The sequence below is a fragment of the Mycobacterium sp. GA-2829 genome, assembly GCF_001499965.1.
In the GTDB taxonomy this organism is placed as follows: Bacteria; Actinomycetota; Actinomycetes; order Mycobacteriales; family Mycobacteriaceae; genus Mycobacterium.
Genome location: NZ_LQIT01000019.1, coordinates 31,599 through 48,197, shown reverse-complemented (window position 1 = coordinate 48,197; position 16,599 = coordinate 31,599). Strand labels below are relative to the sequence as shown.

At 65.4% G+C, this 16,599-nt stretch carries 16 protein-coding genes; 2 read left to right on the top strand and 14 right to left on the bottom strand.

Features of this window, described 5'->3' with window-relative positions:
* Nucleotides 1–27: 27 nt before the first annotated feature.
* Nucleotides 28–1,044 (top strand): MBL fold metallo-hydrolase, encoded by a 1,017-nt coding sequence (locus AU194_RS13310; RefSeq protein ID WP_059089728.1) that lies wholly within the window; start codon nt 28–30, stop codon nt 1,042–1,044.
* Here the strand turns inward: AU194_RS13310 and AU194_RS13305 are convergent.
* The 13 genes from AU194_RS13305 to fabG all read right to left on the bottom strand — a co-directional run bounded on the left by AU194_RS13305 (nt 1,026) and on the right by fabG (nt 15,045).
* Entirely contained in the window at nt 1,026–2,771 is a 1,746-nt protein-coding gene (locus tag AU194_RS13305) for a class I adenylate-forming enzyme family protein (RefSeq protein WP_059089727.1), read from the bottom strand. The two genes, AU194_RS13310 and AU194_RS13305, sit on opposite strands and share 19 nt — an antisense overlap.
* Nucleotides 2,768–4,408, bottom strand: a complete 1,641-nt coding sequence (locus tag AU194_RS13300) for a class I adenylate-forming enzyme family protein (RefSeq protein WP_059089726.1) — start codon at nt 4,406–4,408, stop codon at nt 2,768–2,770. The genes AU194_RS13305 and AU194_RS13300 overlap by 4 nt, the downstream gene beginning before the upstream one ends.
* A gap of 6 nt (nt 4,409–4,414) precedes the next feature.
* A complete protein-coding gene (locus AU194_RS13295) occupies nt 4,415–5,275 on the bottom strand; it encodes an SDR family oxidoreductase (protein ID WP_059089725.1) in 861 nt (286 codons plus the stop codon).
* An 830-nt stretch (nt 5,276–6,105) separates the two neighbouring features.
* A complete protein-coding gene (locus tag AU194_RS13285) occupies nt 6,106–7,308 on the bottom strand; it encodes an acetyl-CoA acetyltransferase (protein ID WP_059089723.1) in 1,203 nt (400 codons plus the stop codon).
* The gene (locus AU194_RS13280) at nt 7,298–8,653 is read right to left on the bottom strand and encodes an OB-fold domain-containing protein (protein WP_059089722.1); all 1,356 of its coding nucleotides are present in this window, start codon (nt 8,651–8,653) and stop codon (nt 7,298–7,300) included. The genes AU194_RS13285 and AU194_RS13280 overlap by 11 nt, the downstream gene beginning before the upstream one ends.
* Entirely contained in the window at nt 8,650–9,858 is a 1,209-nt protein-coding gene (locus tag AU194_RS13275; RefSeq protein ID WP_059089721.1) for an acetyl-CoA C-acetyltransferase, read from the bottom strand. Before AU194_RS13275 ends, AU194_RS13280 begins: the two co-directional genes overlap by 4 nt.
* Nucleotides 9,855–10,109, bottom strand: coding sequence for a hypothetical protein (locus AU194_RS13270; RefSeq protein WP_059089720.1), 255 nt, complete (start codon nt 10,107–10,109; stop codon nt 9,855–9,857). The genes AU194_RS13275 and AU194_RS13270 overlap by 4 nt, the downstream gene beginning before the upstream one ends.
* A gap of 8 nt (nt 10,110–10,117) precedes the next feature.
* A complete protein-coding gene (locus tag AU194_RS13265; RefSeq protein ID WP_369804110.1) occupies nt 10,118–10,639 on the bottom strand; it encodes an aromatic-ring-hydroxylating dioxygenase subunit beta in 522 nt (173 codons plus the stop codon).
* A 15-nt stretch (nt 10,640–10,654) separates the two neighbouring features.
* Nucleotides 10,655–11,923 (bottom strand): Rieske 2Fe-2S domain-containing protein, encoded by a 1,269-nt coding sequence (locus AU194_RS13260; protein ID WP_059089718.1) that lies wholly within the window; start codon nt 11,921–11,923, stop codon nt 10,655–10,657.
* On the bottom strand, nt 11,920–12,705 hold the full coding sequence (locus AU194_RS13255; RefSeq protein WP_059089717.1) for an enoyl-CoA hydratase/isomerase family protein: 786 nt from the start codon (nt 12,703–12,705) through the stop codon (nt 11,920–11,922). The genes AU194_RS13260 and AU194_RS13255 overlap by 4 nt, the downstream gene beginning before the upstream one ends.
* Complete coding sequence (locus AU194_RS13250; RefSeq protein WP_059089716.1) at nt 12,702–13,505, bottom strand: enoyl-CoA hydratase/isomerase family protein; 804 nt, start codon at nt 13,503–13,505, stop codon at nt 12,702–12,704. Before AU194_RS13250 ends, AU194_RS13255 begins: the two co-directional genes overlap by 4 nt.
* Nucleotides 13,502–14,272, bottom strand: coding sequence for an enoyl-CoA hydratase/isomerase family protein (locus tag AU194_RS13245; RefSeq protein ID WP_059089715.1), 771 nt, complete (start codon nt 14,270–14,272; stop codon nt 13,502–13,504). The genes AU194_RS13250 and AU194_RS13245 overlap by 4 nt, the downstream gene beginning before the upstream one ends.
* The gene (gene fabG, locus AU194_RS13240) at nt 14,269–15,045 is read right to left on the bottom strand and encodes a 3-oxoacyl-ACP reductase FabG (RefSeq protein WP_059089714.1); all 777 of its coding nucleotides are present in this window, start codon (nt 15,043–15,045) and stop codon (nt 14,269–14,271) included. The genes AU194_RS13245 and fabG overlap by 4 nt, the downstream gene beginning before the upstream one ends.
* Nucleotides 15,046–15,130: 85 nt before the next feature.
* On the opposite strand from fabG, the gene AU194_RS13235 reads away from it, so the two are divergent.
* Complete coding sequence (locus AU194_RS13235; RefSeq protein WP_059089713.1) at nt 15,131–15,928, top strand: SDR family NAD(P)-dependent oxidoreductase; 798 nt, start codon at nt 15,131–15,133, stop codon at nt 15,926–15,928.
* 24 nt (nt 15,929–15,952) lie between these two features.
* Here AU194_RS13235 and AU194_RS13230 read toward each other — a convergent pair whose 3' ends face one another.
* The gene (locus tag AU194_RS13230) at nt 15,953–16,549 is read right to left on the bottom strand and encodes a hypothetical protein (protein WP_082698635.1); all 597 of its coding nucleotides are present in this window, start codon (nt 16,547–16,549) and stop codon (nt 15,953–15,955) included.
* Nucleotides 16,550–16,599: the final 50 nt, after the last annotated feature.

Here is a 16,599-nt window from a genome sequence, read left to right as displayed (position 1 = left end):
TTGTATCCGACCAGAGGGGAGCTTCTGATGACCGATGTGCCTACCGCCGGTGCAGTCGAGAAGATCACCGATAGTGTTGCGCGTGTCGCGCTGCCGCTACCGCTGCCCGATTTGCGGGTCGTCAACTGCTACCTGCATCACGCCCCTACCGGGGTGACACTCATCGACCCCGGCTGGGCGTACCCGCCCGCCGAGCAGACATTGGTCGAAGCGCTAGCCGATCTCGAATTCAGCGTGTCCGATGTCCGTCGCATCGTGGTCACCCATCAGCACTGGGACCACTACTCCCTCGGCGTTCGGTGGCGGGACCAGCATCACATCGAGTTGCTGCTGGGAGCCGACGAACGGTACAGCATCGAAGCCTTTGAACGCCGGCCCGATGCGGTCCATCCGAACCAGATTCCGAAGTTGGTCGAAGCCGGCGCCGCCGACCTCGCCATTGAGGTTGAGAAACTCGAATGGGAGGTCTTCGAAAAGGGCGTGGCATTCTCACCGCCCGACCGCTGGCTGCACGACGGCGAACTGATCGAGGGAACTGCCGGCGACCTCATCGTTCACGCCACCCCCGGACACACCCGGGGACACATCGTCTTCGAAGACACCGTGCAGGGCCTGATCTTCACCGGCGATCACCTACTGCCGCGCATCACGCCGTCGATCGCTTTCGAGCGGGCTCCGGAGCGATTACCGCTGCGGTCGTACCTGAGTTCATTGCAGCTGATCCTGGCACTCCCGGATGCTCGGATGCTGCCGGCACATGGCAGCGCCGACCGCACCACTCGGGCCCGTGCGATCGAGCTGATCGATCATCACGAGCATCGGCTACAGGAGGTCGGCGACCTCGTTGCCAAGGGAAGCACCACCAGCATGGAAGTTGCCGAGAAGATGCTCTGGACCAGAAAGGAACGCAAGCTCGACGAGCTGAGTACTGTCCATCGTATGACTGCGGTACTGGAGGTGCAGGCCCACCTGGACCTGTTAACCGCGCAGGGCCGGTTGACCGACATCGAAAGTGCCGGGGTACGTTACTTCGCCCCGGCCTGAGGCCTCGTATCCCCGGAAGTCGCAGCCTCGATCTCCTGGGCAAGGCGAAACTTCTGGACCTTGCCGGTCGGCGTGGTTGGAAGGTCTTCCGGCCGGTAGAACACCACCCGCTTCGGGACCTTGAACCGGGCCAGCTTGGCACGACATAGTTCGAGTACATCGCGCTCGGAAACGTCGTGCTCTGGAACGGGAACCACGACTGCGCAACCGATCTCGCCCCACCGATCGTCGGTCAGTCCCACTGCGAACACTTGGCTGATCCCCGGGTGCTCGGCGAGCACATCTTCGATCTCGCGGGGCATGACCAACTCGCCGCCGCTCTTGTAGAGCTCCTTGCTACGGCCGGTGACCTGGAGGTAGCCGTCGGGTCGGATGCAGCCGAGGTCACCCGAATGCAGCCATCCGCCGCGCAGTGTCCGAGCGGTGTCGTCGGGACGGTTCCAGTACTCGTGCATGACCGTCGGGCCCATGGAGACCAGTTCGCCCTCGGCGCCGACTTCGACGTCGGCGCCGTCGTTGGGGTCTATGGCACGGTAGGCCACCAATGCATCCGTGCCTGGAACACCGGCGGAACCTGCGAGTTTCGGCCTGCCGACGGTCTCCGAGGTCATGGTGAGATCGTCCTCGGGCAGCGTCAGGGTCATCGCGCCGCCGCATTCGGTCATGCCATATCCAGTCACGATCTCGTCGATGCCGAAGTCCTTGCTGACCTGTTCCCAAAGCCACACAGGGGCGGGCGCGGACCCGCACAGCAGCGCCTTCAGTGACGACAGGTCGTAGTCGGCGCGGGCAGGACTCTCGACCATGGCTACGGCCATCGTGGGGACACAGAGCATGTCTGAGGCGCGATGCTGCTCGATGCCCCGGAAGTATCCCTCGGCACTGAAGGAGGGCTGCAGGATGACTGCGCCGCCGACGAACATCACCGACAACAGGCCCTCGACGTAGCCGAACATGTGATAGCACGGAAGCGAGTAGAGAATCCGTCGACCGTCTTCGTAGGCGCGGGTCAGCGCCGACGCGTAGGCCGTGCGCAGCACGGCATCATGGGAGACCACAACACCTTTCGGCGATCCGGTGGTGCCGGAGGTGTACAGCATGTCTCCGGGGGACGACGGATCGATCTCCGGCGTCAAATGTGCCGGACGCTCGTCACCCAGGTGCGCCAGGCCGTCGACTGTCAGGACACCGGCACGCGGATCGTCCCCCGTACCGAGGGCCACCACGTGTCGCAGCGCGGGTACGGTGTCGACGCCGTCCGCACGCTCGGCAAAGCCCGGCCGGTCCCACCCGGGAGCGATGGCGTCGAGCATGCCCTGGTAGTTGAGGGAGCCGAATCCGGTCATCGTCACCAGCACGCGACAGCCCGAATCCTGCAGCACAAATGCGAGTTCGCTTTCGCGGTAGAGGTAGTTGAACGGGACGGCCACTGCGCCGACTCGCGCGATGGCAAACTTGATGGTGACGAACTCGGGATAGTTCGCCATCACCATCCCCACCCGGTCGCCGGGACGCACCCCCAACGCGAGCAGACCGGCGGCGAGTCTCCGCGACTCGTCCGAGACCTCGCGATAGGTCGACGACGCCGCGTCTGCCAGGACAAAAGGCCGCCGCGGATAGGTGTTGGCGCACCTGTCCAGCCACTGGGCGAGACCTTGCGGCTCCCACGACGGAAACCGACCGCGCAACAGCGCACGGCGAACAGCGATCGGAAGCCGGTCGCTCACAGCTCTCGCAACTCCTCAGCAGATATCGATTCACGGAGAGCGAAGCGTTGAACCTTGCCCGTTGGCGTTGTCGGGAAGGCGTCAGAGATGAACCAGCGCGCGGGAATCTTGTACGCCGGCATGTGCTTTCGAGCATGGTCGAGCAAACTGTCCCGCAGATCGGCCCGCACGTCGCTGTCCAGTTGACACACGACGGCGACAACCTCGCCGAACCGTTCATCGGGAACACCGACCGCGACGACGTCGAGCACGTCGTCGTGGCGTCTGATCACCGATTCGACCTCCACGGGCGAGATGTTTTCTCCGCCGCGAATGATCAGTTCTTTGAGCCTGCCCGTGACCGTGAGGAATCCGCGTTCATCCATCGCACCGAGATCACCTGTGCGCACGTAGCCTTCGCGATCGAGCGCCCGCTCAGTGGCCTGTGGGTCATGTACATATTCGACGAATTGCTGGTATCCGCGAGCGCAGATCTCCCCGACTTCCCCGATCCCGACCGTGGCTCCCGTGTCGGGATCGATGATCTTGCAGTCGAGGTGCGGCAGCGGCCGGCCAACCGTGGTCAACTGGTCCTCGCGGGAGTCCCCCGGCCGGGTCAGCGACAGGACCGGGGCGAGCTCGGTCTGGCCGTACAGGTTGTAGACGCCGGACCCGAAAACGGCTGCTGTGCCGTCGATCAGTTCACTGGACACGTGTGAGGCACCACCCATGACAACACGAAGCCGTGGTGGTTCTGCCGTGCTGCCGCGTTGAGCCTGCAGCAGAGCCAGCAGCACTGTCGGTACATAGAACAGCACCGTGACGCCTTCGCGCCGCATCGCCGCCAGAGCGAGGTCGGGCATGAACCGTTCACAGAGCACCACGGTTCCGCCGACCCACGCCGGGCCCAACGTGGCGATCACGCAGCCAGCGGTGTGGAACAACGGCAGCGGGTTGAAACAGACCGCTGCTGGCTCGACAGCGGTGGCCTCCATCGTCAGGCGAGCCACGTTGACCAGCGCGCGGTGGGTCAGCAGGACACCTTTCGGCCGGCCCGTGGTACCCGAGGTGTATTGGAGCATCACCGGGGTGTCCGGATCGGCCGGCGCCAGATCGTGATGCAGAGCCTCAGAACCTTGCCACTTCCCCCGTTCGGCCAGCGAGATGCGGGTGATATCCGGAATATCGGCGCAGACCTGTTCGGCGACTGCCGCCATGTCGTAGTCGCGACTGACGTCGGCGTGCAGCAGCACCCGCGCCCTGCTGTGCCGCAGCGCGTAGTCCAGCTCACCCTGACGCAGAACCGGGTTCAGGGCCACCAGAACCACTCCGGCGAACGCCGCGCCGTACTGGATGACCGTCCACTCGATCACATTCGGCGCCCACAGCGCCACGTAGTCGCCGGGACTCGCCAGTTCGGCGAGCGCCGCCGCAACCCTACCGGCCTCATCCAACAGCTCTGCATAGGTCAGGCGGGCATCTTCGCCCGATCCATGCCGAACCCCGATAACCGCCACTCGGTCGGGATGTTCGGCGGCCCGTTGGGCAAGCAGCCCGCCGATCGTGAGGTCAACCAGGGGCGTAGATCGATCAGCCGGCAGAAATGCCGGCTGATTAACACGGCGCTTGTCGTACTCGGCAGCAGGCGGGGTGCTCATCGGCGATCAGACAGGGTTGGTGCCGGGCTTGGCTTCGGACATGTCCCTGATTTGCGACCACTGCGCGGTGATCTCGCTCAGGCTCGGCACCGAGGTGAAGGTTACGCCGTCGTTCTGGAACTGAGCCACCCGCTGCACCAAGCCGCCACCGACGACGAAGACCGATGCGGTGTCCTCGTTTTCCTCCGACACCAGATAACCCACGGCAGGCGCGACCAGTTCGGGGTCGAGCTTATCCAGAAGCTCCTGCGGGGCGATGTCCTCCGTCATTCTGGTCGCGGCCAGCGGCGCGATCGCATTCGCGGTGATCGAGTATTTAGCGCCCTCGATCGCCAGCGAATTGATCAGCCCGACCAGTCCCGCCTTGGCGGCAGAGTAGTTGGCCTGGCCGAAGTTGCCGTACAGGCCGCTGGTCGACGTCGCGACGACAATGCGGCCGAACTTCTGCTCCCGGAAGTGCGGCCACGCGGCGCGAATGACGTTGAAGCCGCCGTAGAGGTGCACCTGCTGGACCGCGTCCCAGTTCTCCTGCGACATCTTGTGGAATGCACCGTCACGCAGAATGCCGGCGTTGCTCACCACACCGTGCACCGCACCGAACTCGTTGAGCGCGGTGTCGACGATCGCCGCAGCACCCTTCGCCTCGGCCACCGAGTCATAGTTGGCAACGGCCCGACCGCCGGCGTCACGAATCTCCGCGACGACTGCGTCGGCGGCCTGGGTGCCAGCTCCCGAGCCGTCTCGGGCACCGCCAAGATCGTTGACCACCACCAGTGCGCCGTTGGCCGCCAGGAAGCGCGCATATGAGCGACCGAGGCCGCCCCCCGCACCGGTGACGATGACGACCCTGTCTGCAACACCTGACACGTACGTTCCTCCGCTCAACCATGCCGTTGATTGAATCTTGGTTAAAAAATGTTCAGAAGTCAAGGTCGCAGTGGAGACGTCTGGTCGCGGCATTCAGGTGTACCGGTTTATTTGATCGCGTTGTCCCGGCTAGTCCAGCGGCTTCCCGCTCCGAACGAGGATTAGAAGAGGATCTGCGACGGTCAGGTGAGAAAGGCGTCCCCGAACCGGGCACCAGGAGCAGCGCTACCTCGGCGTCCAAACGGTCCTCGGAGATCTCACGTCCACGACGCTCCGCCGCCCGCACTCCCCGAGATTCACGGAGTTGACGCGCAGGTGTTTCTCATCGGCGGTCGCCTTGAAGCTGGACCCGGATCACAGGAAGGCCCGCAGCGTCTCGCGGAGTCGCTGGTCACCACCGGTGGCCTGGGCGAGACCTCCCAGAACGCCGCCGACCCACCGGCAGGTGGCGTCGAGGCCGCCACAGAATCGAACGGCGCGGTCACGAATCGCGCGAATTCGTCGACGACGTCGCCGTCGAACTTCCGCTCCGGGTGATCGCCGACACGCAGCTCGGCCTGAATTCCTTGACGGAGACCGGCGGTTACCTCACCGGCATCACGACCCGACGCCGCGACAATCCCGGGCGACGACCTGGTCTCGCGCATGATCGCCGCCGCGGTCGACGGCGACCGTTCGACAGAAGCGGAAGCACCCACTCCGCGGATCACTGACTCTGATGCGGGTCGGCGTCTCCCGCGGCGCACACGTCTCCTAGCCCAGTGGGCAGCCGTCGATATGCCATAGTGGACGGCTGCCAACCCAGTTGCGCGAACCCCAGCCCGGGATCGTTAGGGCCGCCGCCGAAGCTCATTCGTCACGATCGACACAAACGACACACACCCCCCGGGACGACCCCCGAGGTTGTGGGTGAGCGCCGTGTGCGGGTCAGCAAGCTGACGATCGCCAGCCTCGCCTCGGAACTGCAGCCACGCCTCGTACAGCATCCGCAGACCGCTTGCCCCGACGGGGTGTCCGAACGACTTCAGTCCACCGTCGGGGTTGACCGGAAGACGGCCATCCATATCAAAATCACCGGCCAGCACGTCTTTCCAGGCGTGCCCGGTCTCCGAAAAGCCCAGGTCCTCCATCAAAACGATCTCGGTGGGCGTGAAGCAGTCGTGAACTTCGGCCAGCGAGAGCTGCTGCTCTGGCCGATCGATCCCAGCCTGTGCGTACGCGTCCTTTGCGGCCTTCACCACTTCCGGAAAGGTCGTGTAGTCGAAGGCTGAGTCCATGGATCCTCGTGTCGAGCCCGCGACGAGGGACAGCCCCTCGACGAACATCGGTCGGTCGGTGAAGTCATACGCCCTTTCCGCTGGAACGATGAGTGCACACGCCGCGCCGTCGGAAACCCCCGAGCAATCGAACACACCCAACCGACCGGCCACCTTCGGGGCACTGTCGATCGTCTCTCGAGCGACGGGAGAACGGAACTGCGCCTTCGGATTTCGGGTCCCGTTGTCATGATTCTTCCAAGCGACGTGCGTCATTGCGGCTCGCATCTCGTCCGGGTGCACACCGTATCGGTCGCAGTAGGCCGGGTCGAGCAGCGAGAAGGCTGCCGGGGCGGTCATCGAGATTTCCGGGGCCGTACCGTCTCCCGGCGGGTCCTGGCGAAGCAAACCGGAGTATCCCGAGTCCTTCAGCTTCTCTACACCAACGGCCATCACGATCTCGTAGGCGCCGGCGGCGACGGCATAGGAGGCGTTACGAAACGCCTCGGATCCGGTGGCGCAGAAGTTCTCCACTCTGGTCACCGGTTTGTCGTCGCTGCCGATCGCCCGGCTCAAGGTCAAGCCGCCGAGCCCGGAACTCAGCGTTCCCAGCCAGTAGGCGTCGACGTCCTCACGGTTGAAGCCGGGCAGCGAACCCAGGCACTCCTGGTACGCCTCAATGATGAGGTCGTCGGTCGAGGAGTCCCAGCGTTCCCCGAACTTGCTGCAGCCCATGGCCACCACCGCGACCCTGCCGGCAATTCCGTTACTGGGCATCGTCTTGCACCGCCTTCCAAAAGTAATCGTGCACGCCGCCAGCGGTGAACAGTCTCCGGAAGGAGAAGCGCACCCGCGCACCGACTTCGAGATTGTCAGGCCGGGCGTCGGCGACCTCCAAGGTGCAACGTCCGCCGCCGTCGATGTCGATCACGGCCTGCACCATCGGCGGTGACGGCGAGAAGGCCAGCCGGTCCACCGTGTAGGTGACGATGGTGCCGGTCAGGGATGCCACCGGCACTGCGTCCATCGCGTCCAGCGCGTTGCAGGCGCGGCACATCCGCAGTGGTGGCAGATGCGTGAATCCGCACTCGGTGCAACGTGACCCGGTGAAGCCGAACTTCCAGCGCTCGGAACGCCCGGCAGGCGGCGCGGCGGCGCGTTCCGGTTCGGGGCGGCGCGGCGCTTCCAGAGTCACCAGACCGCGCCATGACAGGTAGGTCAGGTGGTCCACGGGGAGGCCGGCTGACCGCTGGGCCGCCAGCGACCTACCCTGGCGGTGCGCCGGCAGCGCGGCTGTGGCCCGCAGCACCACCACATCGCATCCATCGACAGCGGAGATCACGACGATGCTGTCGCCCGGATCGGCTATGTCGAGCACGCCCGCCAGCCCGATCAGCGCGTCGGCGGCGCCGGTATGCCCGATGGGCGACGTTGTCACCGACTTCTGGCCCTTGACCAAGGTTGCGGCTCGTTTGATGACGGCGGTGTTCGGACAGGCCACCACGACGTGGTCAGCGTCGGCACCTCCGGCATCGTCGAGAGCGGACTGCGCGGTCGATCGGATCAACGAACCGTAGCGCTCGGCGCCGAAGCGCTCCTCCCACTGCTGCCCCGTGCTGGCGGCGGGGTCTCGCCACCGGTCCAGGAACTCGGCCGATTGCGACCGGACCGCCAGGACCTCCGCGATCGGCTCGCCGTCTCCGAACCAGGCTGCTGCGGCGCCGTCACCGCCGGTCTTCTCGTCGGCAGACCCCGGCTTGCCGACGCGCACGTCGGCGGCCACCACGAGTCCTCCGGATTGCGCCGCGAGCTTCACGCCCGCGATGGTGCTGCGACCGGTACCGCACAGATCCGCGGCGAACACCTCCCCCGGCAGGCCCAGGGCGGCGTGGACCGCGGTGGCGTTCGTCTTATCGGCGTAGGCCGGCGAGCTGGTCGCCAGATACACCGCTGCGGGCACTGCACCTGGCGCCAGCGCGGCAGTCGCCGCGGCGACCGCCATGGTGGTGGAGTCCTCGTCGTAGGACGCGACGACCCGGTCACCTTTCCGCAGCCCGATCGCCGGCCCGGCGAGCCGGGGTCGCGGCAGGTAGCTGGCGTACCCGAGCAAACCGGTGCTCACGAGGCGCCCCGGAACACTGCGGCAAGGCCCTGCCCGCCACCGATGCACATGGTCTCCAACGCCAGCCCGCCACCACGCCGCTGCAACTCGTGCAACACGGTGGTCAGGATGCGGACCCCGGTCGCACCGATGGGATGGCCGAGTGAGATGCCGGAACCGTTGACGTTCAGCCGGTCTTCGACGTCGTCGAGTTTCAGACCCCAGCCAGACAGGACCGCCAGCACCTGCACGGCGAAGGCCTCGTTGATCTCGATCAAAGTCAGGTCATCGAAAGCCAGTCCGGTTCGCGCGAACAGCTTCTCGGTGGCGCCGACCGGTCCGATCCCCATCCGTGACGGCTCACACCCGATGGCTGCCCACCCCTCTAGGTAACCGATAGGTTCCAGGCCGAGCGACTCCAGCCGATCCTCGGCGACAACCAGACAGGCGGCCGCCGCGTCATTCTGCTGGCTGGAGTTTCCCGCCGTGACCGTGCCGCCGTTCTGGAGGGTGCGCAGTTTGGCCAACGTCTCGATTGTGGTGGTGGGCCGGATTCCTTCGTCACGAGCCACGATGACCGGTTCACCGCGGCGCTGCGGCACCTCCACGGCCACAATCTCGTCGTCGAACGCTCCCGATTGCTGGGCGGCGTGCGCCCTGGCGTGGCTGCGGACCGCGAAAGCATCGGCGGCGGCGCGGTCGATGCCGTAGTCGGCGGCGAGGTTCTCCGCTGTCTCGATCATTCCGCTGATGGCGCCGAATCGCCAGGTCGGCTGGGACAGCTCACGGCCGCGGTCCAGGCGGTCATAGAGCACCTGGTTGCCCGCTCGCGATCCCCACCGCGCGGTGGTGGTGTAGTGCTCGATGTTGCTCATCGACTCGACGCCACCGGCAATCACCACGTCAGCGGCCCCGGTCTGTACGGTCATCGCCGCGGCGATGACCGCCTGCAAACCACCACCGCAACGGCGATCGATCTGCAGGCCCGACACGCTGATCGGAAGGCCGGCATGCAGCGCTGCCCACCGTCCGATGCACGGTGCTTCGGAGTTGGCGTAGGACTGCGCGAAGACCACATCCTCGATAACGTCGGGTGCCACGCCGCTGCGCGCGACGACCTCCTTGATGACTTGTGCGGCCAGGTCCTCGGCACGCAGCGGAAGCAGGCTGCCGCCGAAGGTGCCGACCGGCGTCCGCAATGGTGCGACGATTGCTGCGCGTCTCATTCGTCACCTCGCCAGCGGTCGGCCGACGGATCAAGCAGGCTGTTGAGCCGCTCGTCGGGCAGCCAGACGATGGTTTCGAGTTCGAGTGCGTCGAGGTAGCGGACCCGGCCGGTGCGCAGGTCCTCGACCTTGAGTCGCGGCGCGTTGGCCTGATCGTCGATGCTGACCGCGACCTCGGCGAACTCGCTGCCGATGACCGCGCCGACGCCGGGAATCGTCACCGGTGCCGTACCGTCGAATTCCATGCCCATGCTGCTCCTTAAATGAGGAAGCTCAGTGTCGGAATCGGCTTGTCGGCGTCCACGAGCTGGACCTTCTTGTACGCCAGCTTCAGCTCGGCGCCGACCCTCCGCAATCGGTAGGTGACCCGGCCGCCCCATATGTGGTTTCCGCGCGGGCGCGCCTCCACCACAACGAAGTTCGCCCCGACCTCCAGATCGATCGATCCGTCGGCTCCAGGCCGCCCACCGAGAAATTCGATGTTGGAGATCAATCGGCGCAGATGCGACGGCGGCGCCTGGGCGTACCGCCGGCCGGTGCGGACCTGCTTGAGTCGGGTCGAGATCCGGCTCCGGTTGTCGAAGATGATCGACATCTGCCGGTTGGGATCGACCGAAGCGGAATTGGCCGGCACCCAGTAGATTGCATCGTCGGTCCACAACGCTTCCCATGCGTCGTAGTCGTTCTCGTCGGCGTGGCGCGCTTCGCGGTAGAGGAACTGTTCTACCTCGTATCGGTCAAAGCCGTCGGGAATGGGTCCGAGACCATCGGTCTCTTTCAAGGACGCGGTCACGGCTCAGTCCCTCTCCATCAGTGTCTTGTAGTGCGACCAGAAGCCGCGCATGCCGGTTTCGTCGGTGTTGGTGCCGATCTTGAACCCGTTCTCGTCGACTGTTTCCCGGTGCATGCCGCGGCGGACGTCGAGCCATTCCGGGCTCAGCGCAGCGATGCCCTGCTGGTTGCGCTCGTACATCTCGGTGTCGTCGGCCAGCAACATGCCGGCAGGACCGACCGAGCCGATGCACTGCGACACCATGCGACGGTTCAGCTCCGGGGCACCCGCCAGCTGTACCGCGGTCGCGTACTGGACGCACTCGTCCACACCGGTGGGTTGGATGTTGAAGACCTGGATCTCGGCGATGAACAGGTTGGGGAAGATCATGACGTGCGGCGCACCTTCGATCAGGATCTCCTCGGCGGCATCGCCGTGCTTGGCGCGCATCGCGGCGACGTAATCGGGCACGCGGGACTCCGTGGTGCCGAACCACCGCATGGGCTGCGCGTACTTTCGGAATTCGGGTCGCAGGTCGTTCTCGCTGTGGCCGCCGCCGAGATCGCGCGTCACGGCGATCGAGGAATCGCTGTAGAGCGGGCCGATGGTGCTGCCGGTGACACCGAAGATCGAACCGTGCACGAACTGCGGATGATATCCGTCGGTTTCGTTCTCGGCCAAGAGCTTCCAGTTCGCACGGGCTTTGTGCTGAAGCCACCCGGCAGTGAGCTCCACACGCCCTTCCGGCGACAGTCGGGTCAGGCGGTCGATCTCGCCGGCGGCGGCACCGAGGTGTTCGATCAGCGATGGCCCGTCGGGTGCGAAGCTACCGAAGACGAAGCCGCCGTAGGAGTCGACGCGGGGCACCCGGCCCATGGCCAGATCCAGCTTGCGGCCGCCGTACCCCTTGAAGAACGGAAAGCCGATAAGTTCGCCGTCATTGCGGAAGGTCCACCCGTGGTACGGGCAACGGAAGGTGCTCGAATTGCCTTTGGCGTCGTCGCAGACCTGATTGCCACGATGCGCACACCGATTGAGCAGCAGATGGATTTCGCCGTCGCGGTCCCGCGTCATGATGACGTCTTGCGGGCCGAGTTTCTTGCGCACGTAGTCGTTGGGTTGTGCGACCTCACTCTCGTGGCCGACGAATACCCACGTCCGATACCAGATCTTCTCCAGTTCCTCGGCATAGATGCTGGGGTCGCTGTACAGGCTGCCGTGGACCCGTTCCGGGCGGATCAGCCGTTCATAGCGGCTGCCGGTGCCTGCGCTGGGATCGATCACAGAGGTCATGGATGCACTCCTTGTCGTGTGCCGAATGATGGTCGCCGCTTCTCACGGAATGCTGCGATGCCTTCTGCGAAGTCATCGCTGCCAAAAAGCTTCGCCTGGTGGGCGGCTTCCTGGTTGAGGACGTCGAGCGGATGCAGAGTGGGTGCGATGGCCAGCATCCTCTTGATCACGCCGTAGGCCTGCGCCGGACCGGTCGCCAGGCGGGCTGCGTCCGCGCGCGCCGCCGACAGCGCGTCCCCGGCTTCAACACAAACGTCAACCAACCCCCACTGCAGCGCGACGTGAGCCGTGATCGGTTCTGGCAGCAGCATCATCTGCCGGGCGCGGGCCACGCCCATCCGGCGCGGGAGGGATGCGAAGGCACCCATGTCACCGGCGAGACCGACGTTGATGAAGGTGGTGGCGAACCGCGCGTTGCCGGCCGCGACAATACGGTCACACGCTGCAGCCAGCGCCGCGCCGGCGCCGAAGGCGGCACCCTCTACGGCGGCCAAAACAGGCTTAGGCGTGGTCCAGATAGCACGGATCACCCGCTGGGCGAGCTGCGCCCGTTCCAGCGCGTCCGCCTCCGACATCAACTTCATCGTGGAGATATCACCTCCGGAGCAGAAGGTGGTGCCGGCGCCGGTCAACACGATCACCCGGACATTCGCGTCGGCGTCGGCGGCCTCGAGGGCATCGGCGAGCGCGAGTCGTAGCGGGATGTCGATGGCATTGCGGACATCGGGCCGGTCGAGGGTCAGGATGCGGACAGCGCCGTCGTCCTCGATGAGAACAGTCATCGTCCGATGAACCTCGGCGCACGGCGTTCGATGACGGCTCGCAGGCCTTCCAGCGCGTCGGCGGTGCCAGACAGCTCCGACACGGTCCGAGATTCCTCGGGTAACCGCTCTTCGATGGAGGCCCCGACCCCGGACCAGACGAGCCGTTTGGTCGCCGACAGTGCCAGGGTCGGCATCGCGGCCAGTTCTTCGGCGATCGTCTCGGCACGGGTAACCAGCTTGTCGTCGTCGACCACCTCGGTGATCAGCCCGATCTCGGCGGCCTCGGTCGCGGTCAGGGTCGGGTTGGTCAGCAGAATCCGCAGGGCCTGCCGCAACCCGACGAGTTGGGCGAGCGTCACCGACGAGCCGCCGTCCGGGGCCATCCCGACCCGCACGGCACCCGAGAAGAACTTCGCAGATCGGGCGGCGACCACGATGTCCGAAGCACAGACCAGCCCGAGACCGCCACCACCGGCCGCGAAGCCCTGGACGGCGGTGACGACGGGCACCTTCAGTTGAAACAACGCGGCGGTGGCCAGTTGCAGCCAGGCGGTGGCCTCCCGGAGGTAGTCGGGAAGTCCGTCCCCTTTGGATTCGAAGGTGTGGACGTCTCCCCCGGCGCAGAAGTTGCGCCCTTCGCCCGTGAGCAGCACCACCTTGACGTCGGGGTCAGCGTGGCAGGACAGGATCACCGCGTGCAGCGCTTTGAGGGTCATGACGTTCAAGCCGTTGGAGATGTGCGGACTGTTGAGCCGGACCCTGGCGATGCCGCTCGACGTCACCTCGCGCAGCACCGGGGTGTAGATGGTTTCGGTCATGCGTTGGCCTCCCTGTTCTTGAATGCGGATACCCCCGCCTGACCTGCTTCTCCGCTGAGCCGCCACACCACCGCGTTGGTCTCTTCGAGGTTCGCGGCGTCGAGATCCTTGTCTAGGCCCTCAGTGACCAGACGCTTGATGGTGGTGACCGCGGAGCGGTCTCGTCCGGCTAGCTTGGCGACGAAGGCGTCGACTGACGCTTCGAAGGTGTCAGCCGGGAACGACTTGTAGGCCAGTCCGAGCTCGACGGCGTCAAACCCGCTGATCTTGTCGCCGGACAACAGCAGCCCCAATGCCTGCTGCCGGCCGAGGATTCGGGGCAGCCGAGCGGTGCTGCCACCACCGGGGATCATCCCGAAATTAATGTGGTTGTCGGCGATGCGCGCTCCGTTGGCGGTCAGGACGATGTCGACCGCCTGCATGAGCTCGAACCCGCCGGCCGTGGCCACGCCTTCAACCGCCGCCACCACCGGTACCTGGGCGCGCCCGATGGCATCGCAGGCCTTCTTGAAGGTGGTGAAAAGCGTCCGCAAGGCGGCGCTGCCGTTCGCCCGGAGTCGCTGCACCTCATCGAAATCGCCACCGGCGCAGAAGTTCCCGCCCGCACCCCGGATCAGGATGACGTTCACGTCCTTGCGGTCGCCGAACCGGGTGATCGTCGCACCCAACTCGGAGGCCAACGCAACGTTGATGGCGTTCATCCGGTCAGGTCGGTTGAGCGTGATCCGCCCGATGCCGTCGCGAATTTCACTGAGAACCTCGGTCACATGTATCTCCCGCCACCGACCTCGATGACCGAACCGGTGATGTAGCTGGACAGGTTCGAGCCCAGGAACACCACGGCCCCGGCGACCTCGCCGGGCTCACCGGCCCGCTTCATCGGAACGTCCGCCTCCCGTTGGGCGAACACATCAGCCGGCATCGCCGCTGTCATGGGGGTGCGGATCAGTCCGGGCTGAATGGCGTTGATGCGCACGTTGTGATGGGCAACCTCTTTGGCTGCCGCCTTGGTCAGACCGACGATGCCGGCCTTGGCGGCACTGTAGTTCGTCTGGCCGGGATTACCGGACTTGCCGGACAGCGACGAGATGTTGATGATGCTGCCCGACTTCTGCTCCCGCATGACAGCCGACGCTTCGCGAATGCCCAGCCACGTGCCGCGTAGATGCACGGTGATCACCGAGTCGAAGTCGGAAACCTGCATCTTCTTCAGCGAGGCGTCGCGGGTGATTCCGGCGTTGTTGACGAAGATGTCCAGACGGCCGTACTCGCGGACGGTGTCGGCGACCAGCGCTCGCACGTCGTCCTCGGACGTCACATCGCACACCGCGCTGCTGCAATCGACGCTCGGCCCGGCCACCTCCTCGACGGCGCGCCGACCCGCGTCTCCGTCCAGATCGGCGAGGACAACCTGGGCTCCGTGCCGGTGCAGGGTCCGCGCGATCTCCAGACCGATGCCCTGCGCCGCGCCGGTTACCACTGCGATCTTGTTTTGGAGCAGTTTCTCCACCCGGGTTCTCCCATCGACGCGTACCGACATAGACAAATCTATCGGAAATTTCTAATCTAGGTTAAATCAATAGGTCGAGCGGTTTCAACCGTCGAGCCGCCTGGAGGGACGCAGCATGGATCTGGGACTGTGGGACGCGCGAGTTGTCATCACCGGAGGCGCATCCAACATCGGACGTGGCATCGTGCATGAGTTCGCCGCCGAAGGCGCGCGAATTGTGTTGAATGACATCGATGCACCGCAGGCGGAGAAAGTGCGCGATGAGGCCTTGTCGCTCGGTGCGGCTGCAGTCGAACTTGCCATTGAGGACCTTGCCGAACCCGAGGGGGCTGAACGCGCAGTCGGTGTAGCTGTCTCCCGCTGGGGCGGTGTCGACGTACTGGTCAACAATGCCGGTTGGAGCGTGCCCGGTTTCGTCGCCACTGACACCGACCGGCAGAAGTGGCAGCGCACGGTCGAGGTGAACTTCTTCAGCGCTGTGGCCGCCACGCAGGCGGTAATCGGACCGATGAAGGCCGCCGGCGAGGGTTCCATCGTCTTCATCGCCAGCGACGCCGCCTTCGGCCAGATCCGCCAGGGCATTTACGGCGCCACCAAGGCCGCCATGGTCGCCTTTGCCCGCACTACCGCCCGCGAGCACGGACGCCACGGGATACGCTCGAACATCGTCTGCCCGGGGCTGGTCATGCCGGAGGGCCCCGAAGCAGTCGGCGCCGCCAGCCTGTGGTCGGTCGGTCAGGACGAGGTCTTCAACCCCAAGCAGATCGAGTTCATGCTGAAAGACACCCCGATGCGTCGTCTCACCACCGCCGAGGATGTCGCCCGGTCGGTGCTGTGGTTCGCATCGTCGAAGGCCGCGCGGCAGGTCACCGGTCAGATGATCTCGGTCAGCGGCGGGTACACGATGCCGTGATCGCGCACGGTCGGTATGAACCCCCTAGATGGGTGTGAAGTCGGAAATCAGCCACTGCCCGTCGATTTTCTCCAAGCTAACCTGCACGCTGGACGCGGTATCGGTTGGCGCGTCTGAGCCGACGATCGACGTCTGATTCACGAACACCAGCACCGTGGCGCGATCAGCACTGGCCGCCACCGAAGCTGCCGCGGTGACGTTGGCAATGGCCGAGATCTTCTGCTCCTGCGCTCCCGGGATCACCACTTCCTGTATCAGCTGCCCGTAGGAGTCTCGAAAGGCTCCGGTGAGTCGCGATTGCGCAGCGGCAAGGGTGTCGCCCACGGTATCCGGTTGATAGGAGAGCATTTCAACGGTGATCTCACGCGCCGCGCGAACCGACTCGTCAGCGGCCACCTGCGCCGCGCGTGCCGAACCATCGACCCACTTCAGCCAACCCGCCAGGCCGCTGAGGGCAGCGATCGTCACCGGGAGCACAAGGTAGGCCAGCACGCTGCGCCAGCGGCCGCGCCGCGGTCGCTCGGCCGGAGGGGCCGGATCCGGTTGTGCGGCTTCGAAGCTCTCGGTCTGCTCCGCCTCCGCGGGGGTATCCGACAGGTCGGTGGTGTGGTTGGTGAGCACTGCGGGCCTCTCCATGTTGAGTTCAGTTCGTTCTGACCTGACGTGGGAGT

Bases quoted from the DNA above. Each gene is read 5' to 3' on its own strand.
- AU194_RS13255 (WP_059089717.1), bottom strand. From the start codon at position 12,705: ATGACTGTTCTCATCGAGGACGACGGCGCTGTCCGCATCCTGACCCTC.
- AU194_RS13270 (WP_059089720.1), bottom strand. From the start codon at position 10,109: ATGGGCATGGAATTCGACGGTACGGCACCGGTGACGATTCCCGGCGTC.
- AU194_RS13235 (WP_059089713.1), top strand. From the start codon at position 15,131: ATGGATCTGGGACTGTGGGACGCGCGAGTTGTCATCACCGGAGGCGCA.
- fabG (WP_059089714.1), bottom strand. From the start codon at position 15,045: ATGTCGGTACGCGTCGATGGGAGAACCCGGGTGGAGAAACTGCTCCAA.
- AU194_RS13285 (WP_059089723.1), bottom strand. From the start codon at position 7,308: ATGCCCAGTAACGGAATTGCCGGCAGGGTCGCGGTGGTGGCCATGGGC.
- AU194_RS13260 (WP_059089718.1), bottom strand. From the start codon at position 11,923: ATGACCTCTGTGATCGATCCCAGCGCAGGCACCGGCAGCCGCTATGAA.
- AU194_RS13250 (WP_059089716.1), bottom strand. From the start codon at position 13,505: ATGACCGAAACCATCTACACCCCGGTGCTGCGCGAGGTGACGTCGAGC.
- AU194_RS13310 (WP_059089728.1), top strand. From the start codon at position 28: ATGACCGATGTGCCTACCGCCGGTGCAGTCGAGAAGATCACCGATAGT.
- AU194_RS13275 (WP_059089721.1), bottom strand. From the start codon at position 9,858: ATGAGACGCGCAGCAATCGTCGCACCATTGCGGACGCCGGTCGGCACC.
- AU194_RS13300 (WP_059089726.1), bottom strand. From the start codon at position 4,408: ATGAGCACCCCGCCTGCTGCCGAGTACGACAAGCGCCGTGTTAATCAG.